Origin of the sequence: Candidatus Methanoperedens sp. BLZ2 (assembly GCF_002487355.1) — an archaeon.
In the GTDB taxonomy this organism is placed as follows: Archaea; Halobacteriota; Methanosarcinia; order Methanosarcinales; family Methanoperedenaceae; genus Methanoperedens.
Genome location: NZ_NTMG01000017.1, coordinates 1 through 18,490 on the forward strand (window position 1 = coordinate 1; position 18,490 = coordinate 18,490).

General features: G+C 41.1%; 22 protein-coding genes. 12 read left to right on the forward strand and 10 right to left on the reverse strand.

Annotation, left to right across the window (positions count from 1 at the left end; all coding sequences use genetic code 11):
- On the forward strand, positions 1 to 1,255 hold a 1,255-nt coding region (locus CL181_RS01035), incomplete at its 5' end, for a site-specific integrase (RefSeq protein WP_320410163.1).
- A 62-nt stretch (positions 1,256 to 1,317) separates the two neighbouring features.
- Here the strand turns inward: CL181_RS01035 and CL181_RS01040 are convergent.
- A complete protein-coding gene (locus CL181_RS01040; protein ID WP_097297387.1) occupies positions 1,318 to 2,541 on the reverse strand; it encodes an IS256 family transposase in 1,224 nt (407 codons plus the stop codon).
- A 361-nt stretch (positions 2,542 to 2,902) separates the two neighbouring features.
- Between CL181_RS01040 and CL181_RS19970 the strand changes: the two genes are divergently transcribed.
- The 7 genes from CL181_RS19970 (at position 2,903) to CL181_RS01065 (ending at position 7,602) form a co-directional block, all read left to right on the forward strand.
- Positions 2,903 to 3,079 carry a hypothetical protein gene (locus CL181_RS19970; protein ID WP_176504997.1) on the forward strand — a complete coding sequence of 59 codons (177 nt, stop codon included), beginning with the start codon at positions 2,903 to 2,905 and terminating at the stop codon, positions 3,077 to 3,079.
- Positions 3,076 to 3,243, forward strand: a complete 168-nt coding sequence (locus CL181_RS19975) for a hypothetical protein (RefSeq protein ID WP_176504998.1) — start codon at positions 3,076 to 3,078, stop codon at positions 3,241 to 3,243. The genes CL181_RS19970 and CL181_RS19975 overlap by 4 nt, the downstream gene beginning before the upstream one ends.
- 169 nt (positions 3,244 to 3,412) lie before the next feature.
- Entirely contained in the window at positions 3,413 to 4,078 is a 666-nt protein-coding gene (locus tag CL181_RS01045; protein WP_097297388.1) for a helix-turn-helix domain-containing protein, read from the forward strand.
- Positions 4,079 to 4,370: 292 nt separating this feature from the next.
- Entirely contained in the window at positions 4,371 to 4,817 is a 447-nt protein-coding gene (locus CL181_RS01050) for an ERCC4 domain-containing protein (RefSeq protein WP_097297389.1), read from the forward strand.
- A 12-nt stretch (positions 4,818 to 4,829) separates the two neighbouring features.
- Entirely contained in the window at positions 4,830 to 6,599 is a 1,770-nt protein-coding gene (locus tag CL181_RS01055; protein ID WP_097297390.1) for a bifunctional DNA primase/polymerase, read from the forward strand.
- Positions 6,600 to 6,707: 108 nt separating this feature from the next.
- Entirely contained in the window at positions 6,708 to 7,061 is a 354-nt protein-coding gene (locus CL181_RS01060; RefSeq protein WP_097297391.1) for a hypothetical protein, read from the forward strand.
- A gap of 340 nt (positions 7,062 to 7,401) precedes the next feature.
- Positions 7,402 to 7,602 carry a hypothetical protein gene (locus CL181_RS01065; protein WP_097297392.1) on the forward strand — a complete coding sequence of 67 codons (201 nt, stop codon included), beginning with the start codon at positions 7,402 to 7,404 and terminating at the stop codon, positions 7,600 to 7,602.
- Between the two features lie 135 nt (positions 7,603 to 7,737).
- Here CL181_RS01065 and CL181_RS01070 read toward each other — a convergent pair whose 3' ends face one another.
- A complete protein-coding gene (locus tag CL181_RS01070) occupies positions 7,738 to 8,046 on the reverse strand; it encodes a hypothetical protein (RefSeq protein WP_097297393.1) in 309 nt (102 codons plus the stop codon).
- Positions 8,043 to 8,240, reverse strand: coding sequence for a hypothetical protein (locus CL181_RS01075; protein WP_097297394.1), 198 nt, complete (start codon positions 8,238 to 8,240; stop codon positions 8,043 to 8,045). The genes CL181_RS01070 and CL181_RS01075 overlap by 4 nt, the downstream gene beginning before the upstream one ends.
- A 95-nt stretch (positions 8,241 to 8,335) precedes the next feature.
- On the opposite strand from CL181_RS01075, the gene CL181_RS01080 reads away from it, so the two are divergent.
- Genes CL181_RS01080 through CL181_RS01095 form a run of 4 tightly spaced genes read left to right on the forward strand, consistent with a single transcriptional unit; the run spans position 8,336 to position 13,759 of the window.
- Positions 8,336 to 8,692 carry a hypothetical protein gene (locus CL181_RS01080; RefSeq protein WP_141398752.1) on the forward strand — a complete coding sequence of 119 codons (357 nt, stop codon included), beginning with the start codon at positions 8,336 to 8,338 and terminating at the stop codon, positions 8,690 to 8,692.
- A gap of 17 nt (positions 8,693 to 8,709) precedes the next feature.
- Positions 8,710 to 9,606: a hypothetical protein gene (locus CL181_RS01085; RefSeq protein ID WP_097297396.1), complete on the forward strand. Its 897-nt coding sequence runs from the start codon at positions 8,710 to 8,712 to the stop codon at positions 9,604 to 9,606.
- Complete coding sequence (locus tag CL181_RS01090; RefSeq protein ID WP_097297397.1) at positions 9,603 to 10,520, forward strand: hypothetical protein; 918 nt, start codon at positions 9,603 to 9,605, stop codon at positions 10,518 to 10,520. The genes CL181_RS01085 and CL181_RS01090 overlap by 4 nt, the downstream gene beginning before the upstream one ends.
- Before the next feature lie 17 nt (positions 10,521 to 10,537).
- Positions 10,538 to 13,759 (forward strand): hypothetical protein, encoded by a 3,222-nt coding sequence (locus CL181_RS01095; RefSeq protein ID WP_097297398.1) that lies wholly within the window; start codon positions 10,538 to 10,540, stop codon positions 13,757 to 13,759.
- 151 nt (positions 13,760 to 13,910) lie between these two features.
- On the opposite strand, the gene CL181_RS01100 is transcribed toward CL181_RS01095, so the two are convergent.
- The 7 genes from CL181_RS01100 to nrfH form a co-directional block, all read right to left on the reverse strand.
- Positions 13,911 to 14,159, reverse strand: coding sequence for a hypothetical protein (locus tag CL181_RS01100; protein ID WP_097297399.1), 249 nt, complete (start codon positions 14,157 to 14,159; stop codon positions 13,911 to 13,913).
- Between the two features lie 12 nt (positions 14,160 to 14,171).
- Positions 14,172 to 14,417 (reverse strand): hypothetical protein, encoded by a 246-nt coding sequence (locus CL181_RS01105; protein WP_097297400.1) that lies wholly within the window; start codon positions 14,415 to 14,417, stop codon positions 14,172 to 14,174.
- A gap of 406 nt (positions 14,418 to 14,823) precedes the next feature.
- Positions 14,824 to 15,057, reverse strand: coding sequence for a hypothetical protein (locus CL181_RS01110; RefSeq protein WP_097297401.1), 234 nt, complete (start codon positions 15,055 to 15,057; stop codon positions 14,824 to 14,826).
- Positions 15,058 to 15,627: 570 nt separating this feature from the next.
- Positions 15,628 to 15,780 carry a hypothetical protein gene (locus CL181_RS19980; RefSeq protein WP_176504999.1) on the reverse strand — a complete coding sequence of 51 codons (153 nt, stop codon included), beginning with the start codon at positions 15,778 to 15,780 and terminating at the stop codon, positions 15,628 to 15,630.
- A 20-nt stretch (positions 15,781 to 15,800) separates the two neighbouring features.
- Complete coding sequence (locus CL181_RS01115; RefSeq protein ID WP_097297402.1) at positions 15,801 to 16,562, reverse strand: DUF166 domain-containing protein; 762 nt, start codon at positions 16,560 to 16,562, stop codon at positions 15,801 to 15,803.
- 108 nt (positions 16,563 to 16,670) lie between these two features.
- Complete coding sequence (locus tag CL181_RS01120; protein ID WP_097297403.1) at positions 16,671 to 17,984, reverse strand: ammonia-forming cytochrome c nitrite reductase subunit c552; 1,314 nt, start codon at positions 17,982 to 17,984, stop codon at positions 16,671 to 16,673.
- Complete coding sequence (gene nrfH, locus CL181_RS01125; protein WP_097297404.1) at positions 17,984 to 18,487, reverse strand: cytochrome c nitrite reductase small subunit; 504 nt, start codon at positions 18,485 to 18,487, stop codon at positions 17,984 to 17,986. Before nrfH ends, CL181_RS01120 begins: the two co-directional genes overlap by 1 nt.
- Positions 18,488 to 18,490: the final 3 nt, after the last annotated feature.

The following is an 18,490-nucleotide window of genomic DNA, read 5'->3' on the forward strand; positions in this document are numbered from 1 at the left end:
ATGCTCCGATGGGGAGCATATAGAAATAGTTTATACTCCTATACCTCCTATTGAGGAAGTGATGACACGAAATGTTGACGATATTCACTGTTATGATAGCGGTTTTATCAATGCCATGGCTCGATTAGAGTGTGCAGAGACTTCTTCGAAAAATAAAGAATTGATAAAAGGCTTTGTTATGGAATGTAGGCGAGATGAACTGGCAAAAAGTACCACAACCAATTATCTGAATCTCCTCACTCGTATGACTGAAAGGCTGAAAGAAACAACATATACTAAAAATCTTGATGAACTTGATCAAACTGACTTTGATAAGCTGCTTTTACATTTGGAGGTCAGGGGAATAAGTACCGGAGAGATCAGGAATTATAAAAAAGTATTAAAGAAGTTTTTCCGGTGGAAAACAGGAGACGATTTGCCTAAATGGATTGACCGTCTAAAGTTGAAAAGTATTGATAGCACCGTCCAACCAAGCGATCTCCTGACGCAGAGCGATATCGATAAAATGTTTGCAGCTTGTAAGCATCCGAGAAACAAGGCATTTATTGCAGTTTTATTAGACAGTGGTATGCGTGTGGGTGCTCTTGCATCAACTCGAATAAAAAACGTGGAATTTAATCAAAGCGGTGCTATAATATATATAAGCAAAACCAGCAAATCGAAAAAATCCACTGCTCCCAAAGGAATACCTCTAATTTGGAGCGCTGGATTCCTAAATCAATGGCTGGCAATCCATCCGTTAAAGGATGATCTTGAGGCTCCATTATGGACTACTATGACAGTACCTCACGAAGCGCTGAGTTACAATGCGATCCGTGTGATGCTTCAAGAGATAGCGGAGACAGCAGGAGTAACTAAAAGAGTAAACCCGCACTCTTTTAGACACAAGGCAATCACATCTTGGGTGCTTGACAGATTGAGTGAACAGGAAATCAAGCATCGTGCAGGATGGAGTAAAGGTAGTAACCAAATGCTAAAAATTTATGCGAATTTCACTGATGGTGAGATCAATGATCAAATCTATGAGAGATATGGTCTCAAGAAAGATGAAAAGCGCCAGGTAACCTTAGAGAAGTGCCCAAGGTGTTTCAATGTTTTGAGGCCATCAGACAGAGTTTGCAGCCAGTGCAGTCTTATTCTTGATCAAAACCTTGCAGGAAAAATTCAGAATTACGAGAAACAGATACCTCAGCTTATAGAATTACTGCTTAAGAGCGACGAAGCAAAGAAATTATTAATAGGAATGACAAAATAATCCCATTAATAGGGAGTGTCACCTTTTTTGCTGAAACTATCCATATGAATATCTCCTCATATTTATAAATATGTATCAACCCTTTCACCGAAATAGACCCTTAGCTGGTTCACTATAATGCCCCATTCACGCATAGGCATTGTCCATTTCTCAGATGCATCAAACACTATCAGATATAGTATTTTGAATAAGGAATCATCCGTTGGGAAAGAACTTTTGGTTTTTGTGATTTTCCGTATCTGCCTATTGAAATTTTCTATAGCATTGGTCGTGTATATTATTCGTCTTATTTCAGGAGGATATTTGAAGAATGTTGATAGATATTGCCAATTGTCTCTCCAACTCTTGATAGCATATGAATATTTAATGCCCCATTTATTCTCAAACCGGTCAAGAGCAGCCAATCCTGCTTCCTCATTGGCAGCAGTGTAGATCTCTCTCATATCTGCACAGAATACTTTTCTGTCCTTATAACTGACAAATTTGGTGCTATTCCTTATCTGATGAACTACGCATTTTTGAATCTCCGCTTTAGGAAAAGAGGCTTTAATGGCTTCCTCGAATCCTTTTAAACCATCAACAGAACAAATAAGGAGATCCTTTACACCCCGATTTCTTAGATCAGCAAGAACACCCATCCAGAATTTGGATGATTCGGCTTCGCCTATCCATATTCCAAGAATATCCTTCTTTCCTTCAATCGTTACTGCAAATACAACATATGCCGTCTTCTTGACTATCTGCCCATCTTTATTCACGTTAAAAACAATACCATCCAGATAGATGATAGGATACAGTTCGTTCAATGGTCTAATTTGCCATTCTTTCGCAATCGGTAGAATCTTATCAGTTATCCTGGTAACCATTTCAGCCGAAACTTCAAGGCCATATATTTTATTCATATGAGATTCTATGTCCCTGTTGCTCAATCCTTGAGAAAATAATGAAACGATCATTCCTTCAAGGTCGCTTGATATTGTTCTTTGGTGTTTCTTTACAATGATTGGTTCATGTTCACCATCGGCGTCACGTGGGATATCAAGTTCTATCTTGCCAAATTGACTTTTTACTGTCTTTTTTGTATGACCGTTTCTTGTGTTGTCGTTATTTTTATTTGTGTAGTCATATTTAGAATAACCAAGAGTGTTATTCATTTCTTCTTCTAATGCCTCTTGAAGAACTCCTTTTATCTCGTTAATAAACGCATCCTGGATGCCTTTACCCGTTTTTAAATTGTTTGCCCGAAGCCATGCCCTTGCTTGTTCTCGTGTAAATAATTCTGCCATGTCACTCAACTCCTATAATATTTGTTTTAGTTTATAGAAGTTTCAGCAAAATTGATTACACTCCCCATTAATACTTTTTTTCACTAATCTGAAATGGCATTTTCGTTAGCTGCACTCACTAACGTGGATAATTATCAGTCTATCTTTTTTTTAATATCAATCGGCAACGTCTGAATCTGTCATTTTGACAGTTTATTAGTTTTTAATCAAATCACATTAAATTCTTGATTCCGATCTCAAATCAAATAATATTCCAGGATGGAAGTACGACAAAGTTGTCCTGAGGGGACAATTCTTTTCATTTATTGACATAACCGAAAGTTATAAATCAATATTTATACATAATATAACACGCACGTATATGACAAAAACAAAGCTACAAAAAACTTCTGATAGACAATATCCCTATATTTATTTTGATAAACTCCTGATTGAAATAGGCTTTAGATGGAAGAAGGGAGAGCCTTTAGACATTGAATATGATTTGGAGAACAAGCGCATCGTAGTCACTCAAACCAATAAAGGAAAGGAATTATGATCGCTACAAAATCTGAACTTGAAAAACTCCGTAATGACCCGCTCGTTCAGATGTATGCTAATGCCCCGGATGAGATCTATCAACTTGCAAAGAATACGAATCCGATGCTGAGGAAGGCGATCGAGTGGGCAAAGGTAATCGTGACTTCAAATAATATCCAGTGAGTGGAGTTACAAATTTTTGATTGCATATCAAACAGCTATGAGCAACCTTTTAATGATAACTGAAATAGAATACTTCTTTTTTCAAGGTCGGAGCTCAAAAGTGTGGATTACTACTGCGATATATATCAAGACAATTGCAGGTCGTTTGGACTTAAAGATGGTTTGAGATATGCCTGAAAAAAAGAAATATCAAGACAAGAACCATTTCAAAATTACCAGCAGTACTCCTACTCCTACTAATTTTATTTCAAATCCCTGCAAGTTTAGGGGAAAAACCATAGATATTCTTGGTGTTATTTCCAATAGCGGTGGAATGACTACAAGGGAGATTGCTGACCAAACAGGGATGCCGATAAAAACAGTTAATGTATATTGCTGGCTCGGTGAGAAAAGAGGTATTCTTGAAAGAAAAGAACGATGGGGATGGATAGCTACGTCTTTTGGTTTGTTTATATTAAGCATTAATAATAATAATGATAAATCGAATATTAATAAAGTATTAATCAAAGATAAATCGAGTATTAATCATCTTTACACAGTTCCCAAAGAATCGCATCAGCTGAACCTATCAATTTTTACATCTCGATCAGACATCGCCGATCCAGAGAGAGTAGTAGTAGAAGTATTGGTGGGGCATTATGAGAGAACAGGAGAGAAGTATCGCTATTTTCGCGATTTATATCATTTCTGTGATGAAACCGGTGTGAGCGCCGTAGATGCCCCCACTGCCATAGCCCGATTAAAAGAAGAAGGGTGCATCTACACAAGAAAGGATGAGTTTGGATGGAAGATCGGTCTTAAAGTAGGTTTTGTTGAGAGATTAAAATTCTGTTAGTTATCGGCAAAAAAGAAAAACCTTTTAATAAAAATACGTGCGTATCATATAACATAAAAGTATTTATAGGTTAAAATCATACTATAATAAGTACGTATTATATTACAAAAGATGAAAAAATGAATATAATTAGAACGATCTCATACAATTCCTTTTATCCATTAGCAGGCTGTGCCGCGCATCTTAAAGCGTCCATAACTGAAATAGCACAGCTACAGCAACCCTACAAAAATCTGTCCGGGAGGGATTGTGTCAATCTCTCCCTTGCCTCCTGTATTAATGGAGAAATGACTTGAAGCGTTACAAAATTGTTGTTGATTCAAAGGAAAAGGATTCAGGTGTAGTAAAGGCACTTGAGAACCATGACCTTGAAATCGAGATCGCAACCCTTGAAGCTGGAGACTATATAGTAAACCACAGTATTGCTTTCAAGCGCCTGACAATTAATGATATCCTTAAATCTATTTTCAAGGGCGAGAAACTATCCAGCAAGATAGGAGATATGACAAGCATCTATGAGCGCCCAATCCTGATTATTGAAGGAGACGACCCCTTCTTTCCAAGCCGACCGTTTAATCTTTCTTTCATTCAGAACTTCCTTAAGACTATAGCTGTTTCTTTCGGAGTTTCGACGCTTTTCACTTTGAATGAAGAGCAGACAGCTGAGGTAATATCGTATATAGCCAGAGCTGAGCATTTGAACAAACCTGAACCCAGCAGAATTCAGGATTTACAATAAAATGGTGATAGTTTGGGAATAGAGCAGTTGAACGAGGCCATTAAACTCACCAGAAAAGGTTGGGTAATCCATCCACTCGCATGCCCAAAGGACACCGGAAATAGTCCCGGGAAGAGACCTCTATTAAACAGCTGGCAAAAACGAAAGAAGGCTACAGCAACCGAGTTAAAAGAATGGTTTGAGAAAACTGATAATAACGTAGGACTTGTACTGGGAAAAGAGAGCGGGATAATTGTAATTGACCTCGATAAGCTTGACTGGGTCGATGTCATTTTTCCACCCGGGCAGAAGATCCTTGAGAAGACACTTCGAGCAGACAGAATAACTGGCAGAGGGCACGTCTATTTCAAGTTTACAGATAAGATTGGGAACTGGAAATTCCATGAGTTCGGTATCGAGATATTAGGAGAGGGGAATCAGGTAGTTGTGCCCCCTTCAGTCCACAGGGAAGGGCAACAGTATAAATGGCAGCTGACAGAAGGAGCAGACCTGGAAACATTCGAAATTCCAGAATTACCAGAGAACGTCATTGAAACTATCAAACTATTAAAGAAGCTCGATGAGAGGATCAAAGGTTGCCGCAAATGCTTCAGGTGGATCATAAACCAATCACTGGATGCCATGCATGGTAAAGAAGGACGCAGGTTAATGCTTGCAACAGCAACGGAGTTGAAAGCCCAGAAAGTGACGCTTGAGGAGTTCAGGCTGTATGCTAAGAAGGTGTATGGAGATAATTATGATCCCGGGCGCACCACAGATGAGTGGAAGAATGTTGATGAGAAGAAAACCTGGAAATGCGATACCATCCGTCAGAACTTCCCTGAAGTAATGGAAATATGCAGGTCATGTTTCAAAAAAAGCCCGGATATTGAAGACACAGAGATCGAAACAACGAAAAAGGCCATCGAGATCATGACAAAAGGTGATCCTATCGGATATATACTGGACACCTGGAACAAGTTCCATTCGGGAGACAGGCCCTTTGGTTATGTCTTATTATGCAGTTCCGTATGCAGCAGCATAGTTGCAAGCGATGGCCTTGCCATAAACTTTAACGGAGACAGCGGCGGGGGAAAATCGCATGCATGCAGGTCAATGTTGCATCTTATTCCACAAAAATGGTGGATCCGGAGAAGCCTGACCGATAAAGCGATCTTTTATTCTGATTCCGTTCAGCCGGATATGATATTATTTTCAGATGATGTGCAAATGTCGGATGACATGAAGATGATATTCAAAAATAGTATCCGTGATTTCCAGGAACAGTTCGAGCAAGAGAAGGATAACACGCTGCGTAAAGATGTAGTTTTAAAAGTTCCCCCCAGACTGACCTGGTGGCTCACAGCAGTTGCTGATATGGGTGATGACGAGACTGAAAGACGCTGCATGAAGATTGTGATAGAAGTCAATGAGCAAAGATCAAATATCCTATCAGATCGATTGCAAAAGAGAAGACAAACGGGTGAGGAAAAGTATCCTGAAGATTATCCCGAAGTGAAGATATGCAGGGCGATATTCAAAGAACTCAAATCCAAAAAAGAAAAGGTTGTTTTCAATTTTAACCTCAAATTCAAAGATGGCGTTAGCGCAGATACGCAGAACATTATTTTTGAGATGCTTCTGGCGACTGCTCTGATAAACAAGTATCAGAGGCATAGAGATTACGATGGGGCTATAATGTCTTCAAAGGAGGATTTTAAGACAGTTGTTGACAATTTTGCTGCTATCAGCGGTAACCAGGTTAGCAAGATACATGATGTGATCGCGGAGATAATTGAATGATCCTGGATTTTTTGATATTAAGAATGGAAATTTTTAAATATGGATATTGGATAATATGGATTATCAAAACCAAAAGTTAACATTCATAGTTAACAAGAGTTTATAACCATGACAAGAAAAACGGCAGCTTCAAAAAAGTTATCTGATGATAAGTTAAAAGAACTTCTTTCGAACGAAGACAATAAACTTAAAAAGATCTTAATTTTCATGAAATATTCCATACAGGAAACAAATTTGCCCTGGGTTTCATGGAGAATGCTCGAAGACAATGCCGGCAAAATACTGGGGAATTCAAGGCGTCCTGAAGCTGATCTATGGGCGATCATGCAGCCACTCACCTATACAATAGGAGAAAAAGAGGAGGAAGTAGAAAATCCAGAATTTTACGAATATAAGATTGGAAATGCCTGGGTTTATATCCCTGCTCAAATGATCTCATTTTATTGTGAAAAAGAGATTTAACATGATTTTTGATTTCTGGAGTTAATATCATCTTTTGACTTTGATATTTGCTGCTTATTATTCAGATTTTAAAAGATGATCCTGAATAATAGTTATTCGAATGTTTCTAATACTCTTTTTTATTTGATCCTCAAGTTCAGATTTTAATTTCAATTTTAAATTATTAAATTTATATTATCATAAAAATTATATACCCATTAAGACATTTAGCGATCGGAGGTATGGAAATGAGGTTGAAAGGCCTTATTTTCTAATCCAGGATACTAAAAAAATGATTAAGAAAATCTACAAAAATGGCATTATGAAATCAATGGAATTTGAGTTCAATTGGGAGACCTAAATGAATGGAAAGTGTCCCGGTATTCGCAGCTTTCTTTGTCTGGCCGTAATATTAGATCTGGATTACCTTATAGGTCGCGGGATATTTGCTGATGATATACAGGCAATCCAATCCGCAATTACACGGATCGCCATGGTAGAGCGTATAAAAGAGAGGCAGAAGCTCAGAGCACTCAGGAATTGGCAGGAAGACAATGCCTGAAAGAGGCAGAATTAGCTCAGCTAATTGAGCTTGATATAAACTAAGAATGGGATAAGAAGAACTGATTGATCGGTATTAAGGTATTATCGACCATCAGTTCTTCCATTACCTTTTTAAATATAATCTACTTCTTATCTATTTCTGTGTAACTCTTATCCATCTGTCGCCATTGTCCTCAAGAAGACCATCATCCGTGATATTCATCATACTGGTAAATCCTAAAGCATTGGTTATTTCTATAGTGGAGCCACGTTTGACATAGACACCCTTTTGAGTAAATTTAGGGTCAACAGGAACCAGAAGATAAGTCCCATCTTCTCTGAGTTCAAGAGTCTTGGAGGGAGTTTTATCAAGCTTATACGTGCCAATATATGCATTATTGCTTACACACCCTGAGAACAAAGATGCGAGCAATATAATAGCCGCAAATAATTTCAATTTCATTCAAAGTTCACCTTCTTAAGCGGAATAAGCACGATAGTTTTACCATCCCATTTCGCAGCAAGCTCTTCGCCCTGTTCTAGACCTACATCGAACCCTACAGGCAGATTGATGCTTCCGCTTCCATTAGGTTTCCTGTAGTACTTGGCAAATGCGTATTTGATCTCTTCCTTCGAGTTTTTTTCATCTTTAGCCATGTTTAAGGTATATTTTCCCTGAACTAATATAAATCTTCTCATTTTATGTAATTAATAAGTAAAATATATAAACTATTGAGTAATTACCTATATTTATGCGATTATATGTAATATGTTTATTAGTACTCATAATGCTGGCAGGTCTGGCATCAGCCGCGGGAAATGACAGCGATCTAATGCAGCCTGGCATGGGACGCACCTGGCTCGAACAACAGGGAGCAGATGTACAGGAATTGCTTAACTTTGTCCTTGGCGCCCTTGTTGTAGTTACCATAGTTGCTTATGTGATATTCACCGGGAAAGCGGGTATCGGGATCATGGCACATTCAACGACCATGGGAGACCCAAGGGAACGGTCTCATGCACAGAATGCTTTACTTCAAGTCCTTTATGCGCTGGTGGCAATAGTATTACTCATAAAAATAGGAACACGGTTCTTTGGCTGGTATTAGCTTTATTTCTTTTTTCAATGTCGTTAAATCCTGCTTGTGCAGGGCTTCTGGAAGAATTGAACAGTACCTATATTACTGACATTTCAGGGCTTCCTCCCTACAAAGAATCAGACTTACGGCCTGAAATAGAACAGACTATATCCGATCATTTACAGGGTTGGGTTGACATCGTGGGCTTCCAGAATTTAGCGAATATAAGCGGGACTTTTTATATCTGCGGGGATCCAGCAGCAAATGCAGTCGTGAGAGGAAATGCTAGGATATGGCTCCAGCCGCCTGGAATCAACACCGAATTGACTAGAAGCATATCCGTTAAACAGGTCGGAGCAAATATTATTGCCACCCTTCATGCAGTCCTGACGTGGGATACGGTCTCATGTGATTATAAAGGATGCTGGATAAGCGGCAGTTTCACAGAAACACATGATTGGACAGATACAGAGATCTCTCCGCCACAATTCATATTCCCAGGCCCGCAAAACATGATTATAGAGCAATATCTGGGTTTCGCCCCGGTGAGTTTGATACACTTTCCAGGTCTCAATGATTCAATAATATTTTTCAATATCACTACGCAAAGAGGCTCTGTTGAACATTTAATGAACATTGGCAAGGTCGAGCAAACAGGCAAAGGGATCCCTTACATGAACGTAACCCCGTTCTCGGTATGGAGGAAGACGGGAAAAGGAATCTACCATCAGGGTGACGACCCGATAATGGATAATGATACTATTATCTCTGTTTTTTTCTGGACGCCTTTCGGAAGAGCGCCGGATTACGATTTCAGCGAATATGCCGTTTATCACCAGAATAAGCACACAAGCATAAACCCGGCAATTGGTTTCATAATTTATGTAGTTTTGATATTTTTGATAGGAATTTACATAATGTACAGATCGTCGAGGTTTAGATGAAACGAGTGATATTATTCCTGACTCTGTGCCTTATCATGACTCAGCCTGCAGCAGCTTCCTTCGACCTGGAAGACCTTCTTCCTGACCTTATCTCAAAAGGATTTGACAGGATCCTAGAATCGCAGGCTGATAACATATACGATATAATTGGCGTAAACAGTTCAAACGCACAGCCGGCAGTATCCACCCTGATGGCACAGAAAAACGATTTCTTATCAAATCCAATGGTACAGAAACAGAAGAACTTCACATCCTTCTGGTATTTCGTGTTTTACATAATATTCCTGCTGGCAGGAGGGATAGGTGTGATGAAAGAATCTGCAAGTTTTGACACGATGGGAAATGCTTTTGGCAACTGGAGAAATAAATATTTCGAGATAGCCATAATCGCTCCTCTGGTATGGGCATTCTACCTGTACGGGTTGCAGTGGATATTCTCACTGGAATCAATACTTGCAAAATCAGCCTTCCTGGAGTCGATGAATTTCGTTTCATATTCCCCTGATAACTCCATGGCATATCTTCTAAGAGCATTGAGTTTTGTTAGCCTGATGATAATATTTTATTTCAGGTATCTGGTGGTGGGTATCATATCAGCATATTTCCTCTTATTTGCTGCTGCAGGATTTTTCCCGTTGGCAAGATCGTTTGCATTGACAATTTTCATGTATGGAGCAGTTATGCTGTTTTCACGGTTCCTCATGTGCCTGATATTGCTGGGAGGAACCGGATTAATGAGCGGATTGCCATACCCACTGAATGAATCACTGTTGCTTTATTACGTGATCACGCAGGGCGCACTGCTTGCAGGTTTACTGTGCATCCTGTATCCGGTTTTATCTCTGTTTGGTAATCAAATAAAGTATCTGGTAATAGGCAAATATCTGTTCGGATCAGGAAGACGATCTCGTTAGACAGGAGGTGTATTAAAGTGAATGAACCACAATCCCATAAAATAATCGTTCCTTTACCGCCGAGGTATATTGTTGAGAAATTGCAGCTTGGACCTCTGGAATTATCCTGGGATCAGGTAAAGGTAATGTTGATCTGTGCTATTCTGACGACAATAGTAATAGGAGTAGGAGAAGGCACATCAGGACTTATATTCAACCTCACAACCTTATCAATAATATGGGGACTATATTATAAATTCGCAAGAACCCATGAAGTATTGGTAGAATCAAAGATAATTTTCGCTCATAAGATCAGGAAATTAAAGGGGCTGGATAGATATTCAAGCATGTCAAGCCCGGATAAACAGGTCTCAGAGCTGTATAGATTCAGCCTGAAGAACATATCGAAAACAGGAGTAATAGACTTCGGGGATAACAGGTTTGGTGTGATCCTGGGATGCGATACTCGCTGGCTAGATGATGAGGAACTGGCTCTAAATATTGCCAGGGTAAGCGGATTCCTGAACTCGATACAGCCAAGGACCCTGATAAAGGTGCGTGCAAGCTCCCAGATACCTTATCTGAATCCTGTGGAAAGAATGGTAATGGAGCAGGTGAATCAACCAAGATCCCATAATGAAAAGGCTCTGCTGTATTCTCTGCACGATCTTTCTTCCAGGACCCCAAAGACCACGAACTGGGACGTGAAAATATTCATCTCGGTAATATCGAATCCAGACGAAGTAGAGACCCTGATGATGACCCTGCTGCCCGGTGTGCTGAACAGGCTGCAGGCAGCTCATACCGTATCCGCTGTAATAACACAGCGAGATAAGATATACAATATCTTTGCAAATGATAATACAAGATATCAGGTTCAATCTAACAGGACTCCCGCGCTCTACGGAGAGAAGGCAGTCTGGAAGAATACACTGCGCCAGATAATGCAGGGTTCGATCGTGGATAACAGGGACCATCTTCTGGTAAACAATGCCGAGTACATTTCCTGCATAATCGTGGGCATCCCTGTGGGAGGGGTAAGCGGGTTTCCCCCGACTCTGTCACCTGAAATACTGACTCAAGTTTACAGGCTGTCAGCAAGCGAAGAACATGTGATCAGGATCGACCAGAGCATATACCCGATAGATTCTCCCAAAGCGCTTGTTGAGATCAAAAGAGCGATGAATACCATTAAAGGGAATGAGGAATCGCTCCAGAACAACCAGACAGCGCGCTTTGATATGGGGCTTGACCAGGAAGACCTCAGAGCGCTCTATGCCCAGATCAAGGACGGAAAGGAGAGCATGTTCGATATAAACTTCATTATCACGGTCTTTTCCCCTTCATACACATCACTGCTGGCAGGGATATCAAAGGTAAGGGCAATACTTAGCGCCAACAACATCATGAATCGCGTTCCAAACGGCAGGATTCTGGAGACCATCCAGTGCACTCAATTCTTACCTTACTATGACGAGAAGATCTCGGTCTGGCTTCCCACTTCCGGAATCTCAAGGATCACACCTCTCGTGAACGGCCCGAACAATATGGTCTCATCGCACGGGGTTTATTTCGGGAATGATATTCATACTCAACAGGAGATAATAATCGACCTGGATAAGCTTGGAGCAAGCCACACGCTGATGATCGGCCCGACAAGGTCAGGCAAAACCACAGCCATGGCAATAACAGGAATAAGAACTATCCTGAACGGTGATGATGCTATCTACATAACAAATAAGCCGGATTCAACCACAAATTATCTCGCTGTGGCAGAATATTTCAGCGACGTCAGCCAGATCATAAACCTTGGAAGGCAGCCTGACGGCAAGACGTGTTACAACATCAATCCGCTTGAGATAATCTTTAATGAAAACGTCCAGTTCGACCCGATCTCGAAGTTCTATGAGCACCTGAATACTGTCAAGTTTTTCCTGAACCTGCTGACAGGCGGGGACAGGACTCATAAACAAATAACATACATTGGAGAGACCCTGGTAGAGCTCTATGCAAAATTTGGAATTTCCCCGGACGATCGAAAAACCTGGAAACAAGAAAAACAGCCGACCTTTCTTGATTTATATGATCTCTGGGAGAGGGATAAAAAGAAATACAAATCCGATGCTACCATCGAAGCAGTATATAGCAGAACGTCATCTCTCAGGAATACACTGAGGTGGCTTTCGAATCCCACTAACGTTGACCTGACAAAGCAATATACGGTCATAGACCTGTCTGCAATTCCCATAGACACACAGGAAGCCATGAATTACCTTCTCACAGCCATTCTTGCCCTGCGATTCAACATAAAGTCAAAACGAAAGACAACCATTATGATCGATGAGGCAGGCGTATTCCTGAAGAACGCCAGGCTTCAGGATGAGTTCTCGCGGATGCTGAAGCAGGCAGGGAGTTTCGGAGTCAGGATAATTATCGGGTCTCAGCAGCTTTCAGATCTTGTGAGTATCGGTCCTGAGCTGAGGGCGAACATCTTTATTTCAGAGGTATATGGATTGAACATCGGGAAGAGTATTGACGATGTCGTGAGGTTCTTCAAGCTATCGAATAACGATGCACAGTTCTTATTATCCTGCTCCAGGCCAGGCATGTGCGCAGTATCAGTGGGATACCCATACGCGACTACCTATCATATGCAAAGAGTAGCCTCCGATCTTGAGGCTCAGATCCTGTTCGGAAAACAGGAGCGCCAGGTTGCTTATACGTTTGTTCATCCTGATCTTGAATCCTTCGCAAAAGAGCAGGGTGTGATCATGTCCGACTGGATAAATGGCGACACAACAGTACTCAGGGCGGAAAGGTTCGTGGAATGGACTCAGCGCGCGATAGGAAGCGGGAAGGTCTTTGCATATATCGAAAAGGAGAAGCTAAATAACGAACTCATCCTGAACCAGAGCAAAGAACACTATCTGAGCGTCATCCAGATAGCGGCATATTTCATTGACAGAAATATCAAAGTCGAGGTTAATCACTATGAAGACGCTGATGTGGTTGCCTGGCTGCCGGACGGACCAATGGCATTTGAGTACCAGACCTCTGGATATAACGACCCGAAGAGATTGACCGAGAAGAGGAAAAACTGCGAAAACAAGTACGGTCGTCTGTTTTTTGTGGGGAATACTCAGAGCGTAAAAGAGGTCGCGCTTTCGATAGAAACTGACGAAATAGTTATTCCGAGGGGAACTCGCCTGGAGGAGAAGATAAAAGAACTGCTGGGTGAAAAAACTATACAGAATGAATAGAATCTGGTTGTTTTGGAGTGTTTGTTTTTGGAAGGAGGGGTTTTAAGGGGAGAATAGCTGAAGCTACTTTATTATTGGGGGTGTTGCCAGGCTGCTACACTATTGTTTTATAGATAAATCGTGGGTGGTAGAGTGTGTGAGACCGATGGGGTTATAATAAGGATTTGTGAAGGGTCTGTTCGATCGTGAGCGTGGAATCAAATTCTTCTTCTGTATACTTCCATCCATCGTGCCTTCCAGCCTCACTATTCTTTTGAACAGTAATGTATCTCGGATTCAACTGCTCCAGGAAGTCAAAGTCGGACTCAGCCGGATCAAGTACGGTAAATGAGTTCCCAAATACCATGTTTGCAACAGTAAGCTCCGATATCATGGTATCCATCTCATACTCAGAGACCATGTTATTCGCCTGCTATGAGGTATCCCTGTCAGGGTGGACGAAAGTTAACCCGGACTCAGACATGCTGTCTGCTATGCAGGTGATTATCCCGAACACATGGGAATCCTGATAGAAAAAGTTCTCAAACTTCTCGAAATCTGCCGTAACATCGGAAGATTTCAGATTCTTTCCTTTGCCCATCTTGCTTGCTCCTCTATAGGCTTCGGCTACGACGGCCTGGGTTTTCCTGAAAAATCTGATTAGATTTATGCCGAACATTTTAGTGGATTTAACGGCTTTAACTAATAAAATACACCTTTCAACGGTCAGTATTAAATATATCGTTAAGATAAATGATTTTTTATGTAAAAGTATTTTGGAACAATACAACATATCCAAAAGAGCGAAAACAATCCATTTCAGACCGCACAGGTAACCATTCTCTTTGCAATCCGTTAGGTACGAGTGGAGCGCCTTGATGAGTTCCCAGTTTCTCCTTGGTGGATTATGATCTCTTTTTCTACAATCCTATCTCAGCCAACACTCGATGGTAGGAAAGGGTTATACGCGTAGGGGGCATTAAAAAAATGGATTCATGGTTCTATCTGTCTTCTAAAAACAGCAAGTTTGCTTGAGGGGGTAATCTTATCAGATGTGTTGTCCCATATCTGCACTACTTTCACTTTCAGGTTACCCAATTGCCGTCTTCCTTCACGTCTGCAACATGAATTGGCGTTGAACTGCCCTTATAAAGAGCGGAGGGATTAACGCCTGCTGCCTGGCAGACGTCTGGTGGCATTTCGTTAAGCTTCCTTGCCCGTAACATTGAACGGTCTGAGTTTTTAATTTGTTCCGATGCTGCTGAAACACCAATGTTTTTTAAAGTGGCCCGTATTTCTGCCACATCGTTGTTTGACATTGTTTTGGATTCTCCTTTTTAACAGATACATAACCAAATCATGGAAAAGGGCATGAGTAAATATTTCGCAACCTTTGCTTATCTGGTCATTTTCTTCCCTGACTTGCGGCTGCTCGAAGCACCACTTTATTGCTCAGAGTGCCGCTTATATTTACCATACCCTGAGTCCGCTTTATGGGGTAAATATTAGTGGTTCATTACCATCAAGACGGATGAACTTCAAATTGAAGGAAGAGTGCTACTCGAAAATATGTTGCTGTGATTTTATTGAAGACAACTGGATTGGGTGCATCCTTATAATATCTTGGACAGGAATCCTATGCAAAAAGAGGATTGGCAGTATCATATATATATCAACCATACGGCTATATGAGAATACTGAGAACATCGCAGTCAGGCGGAATCTCGGAATAGACTATTTCTCTGAACAACAGACACATTATGGATCTTTTTCTTTATAAGATCTCAGAGGCAGATGTCGAGTAAATAAATACTTCCACTGGAAAGCAGTGCAAGTTCGATATCAGTTCAGTCCATGGGTTTGCTGCTCTATCGTAATGCACTTTTGCCCTATGCTTTTGTGCATGAGTTCTTTGATAACAATGTGGGCTGCAATATTATGACAAAGATGCTGAGGTTTGCGAGCTTGGCCTGAGCTAATCTTCTCTTGAACATAGGGATTATATCTATATCGATATCAAATATGCAGCTTTGAAATTTCATATTTGTAAAGTGCAGGGATGTCATTTATCGTTATTTTCGATGAAAAGAGCATCATGAACCGCCTTTCTGATAATATATCCTGCTTTATGCAGTATAGTATCTTTAAGTTCAGCGTCTCTTTCCATACTAGCGGTGCAGGGATATGCATGGTGCGCATTTGATATAATCTCATCCAATTTATCATCTGAATGAGTGTTTTTGAGTTTCTGTGCTACATAATAAGCGCATCCGCATGGCTGGCTGCATAAAACCTGTACTGTTACAATATTGTTATTTTTAACCCCAATTTTTAATCTGGGGAAGCCTATCTTGAAATGCTCTATAAAATGGTCTATTAATGGATTGTCTCCCTTTTTGAGAGAGCAAAATGGTTTAGGAGCAGTAAAAACTATTCCAAGCTTTTCGCTTTTCTCTTTGATTTGATTTTTCAAACCCGCAGATAGCCAGTTTGGCTCTTCAACGGGAGCTATAATCAAACGAGTGCCTGAATCCTTTGCAAGGTTTGGAAGTTCGCTGATAATATCGGGATGCAGATTTATAGCTAACAATACATCGTTTTCTGGCAGGGTGGGGGGCATATATTTCGCTGGCTCTTCTATATAAACCGGCAGATTTGAAGGTTGAGTGTATATTCCAATAATATTATCAGTATAATTAAGTGCTTTATCGTCCCTGCAAAAGATACATAATTTGTCACAGGAAATGCAGAAATTCTTGTAGTTTATCAGATTCCCTATAACACGTTCTCCGAATTTGCCATTATATGCAACACATATTCGCATTTGGAATTCCCTTCAAGTTTTTATTGCCTTTTTTATATGCACAGTTATATCACTTGCGCTTATGAGACATAATTATTAGATGAAAGAAAACATTCAGTATACCTCAATTTAAATATAATTAACGACTGCTGTTCCGGATAATGCCGGGTTGCCAGCAGCCTGTACTGCTTTCAGTTGGGCCTGACGGGCAAGATCGGTTGAAGCAGCCAAAATGCGCAGGGCTTCTTCAGGGTTGTGGAAGCCCATGCTGTTTTCAGCGTTGATAAAATCCCAACGGAGCTGTGCTTCGCGGTGCAGTCGTCGGGCCTCTTCCAGAGCTGTAGTATTCATGTTGGGTTGCGCCGATGCGGCCTTAATCGCCGTAATTGCCTCAATGAGTGCATCTTCAGTAGTGTTCATGGTTTCCCGCACCTGACTCTGGATCACAGCAACCCGCGCACTCACATAGTCCACATCCCGATGGCAGGCACCGCACGCTACATTAGCATTCAACAATGGGCTTTTAACGTCATGAGTGGAGAACTTAGCAGCACCTTCACGGATGTAAGGCATGTGGCAATCAGCGCAAGCCACCCCTGCCGTGTAATGCGTACTATTTGCAGTGTACATTTCATAGTCGGGATGCTGCATCTTGATCATTGGCGCATCAGTGATATTATGCAGCCAGTCCTTGAATCCTATGTCATCATAATATGTGGCTATATTTTCAATCTTCATGCCATTCTTCCAGGGAAAGGTTAGGTATTTGCCTTCTCCTGCGAAGTAATATTCCACATGGCAGTTTGCGCATACAACAGTGCGCATCTCCTGGCGCGTAAAAGTTTGCCATTCTTTGCCCTGAGCTTTCAGAGCTTCATCCAGGGCAGGATTGGTAACAATCAGGCGCATCGTATTAGCCTCATGACAGCTGGCACAGCCAATCGGGTTGTTTATATGCTTACTAAGTTCTCTAAAGGAACTATTGTCAAACTTTGCCATTCCCATCTCTCCCCATAGGCGGGGATTATCGGCACTCTTGCATGAGAAGCATGTGCCAGGTGTTTTATCGTTGACACGTTTGGTGCTATGCACATCGCTCAGGCTATTAAGATGCCCGCGTTCTTCATTGTAATCCTTGCTAAAACTGTAGCCTGCAAATAAAGTGACAAGACGCGGATCTGCCTCCAATTTTGAATAGGGCATGGACCCGCCATACGTGGTGCGGGCTTGATTGGTTTTAGTGAGCAAGAAAGTTGAGTATTCATTGGGGAAGTTCAGTCCCCATTGAGCAGAATCAGGCTCCATAACATTTACTTCTACCAGAGGATTAACTCCGCGAGTTGACCCTGGCTGATTCTTGATAAAGATCAATGACATGACTAATGCCGCTGCTATAGCCATTGTGATAGTTATCAAAATAAAGATAAAAATTGAGCGTCTCATTACCCCTCCTTGTAGGGTAAGAGTGAGATGCCTGGTTCTCCATGCCCCACGGTTCGATGACAGTTGAAACAGTAGCGCCCAGAATCCATCTGGCCATCCGCGATATTCTCTACGGTTTGTGCATGGCAACGGCGGCAATTCTCCTGAATGATCTCCTGCGAAGATTCTTTGGCACGAATAGTGTCAGGAATGTTACCAGAGATAAAGGCTGTGATATCATGAAAACCAGATTCAGCTTTCACTATATACTTGGGAACAAGATCATGTGGGAGATGACAATCAGCGCAGACGGCATGGTTTTTGTGGTCGCCGTGATACCAGCCTTCGTAAACTGCATCCATCACATGGCAGTTGTTACATGTAGAGGGGTTATTTCCAAGGTATTCAGTAAAATAGCTGACATGCATACCCGAATCGTTGATATATGTGCCTGAATCATTGACATACATACCCGATCCTATTGTGATCAGAGCAATGGTTCCAACAATGAGTAGAATTTTCATTTT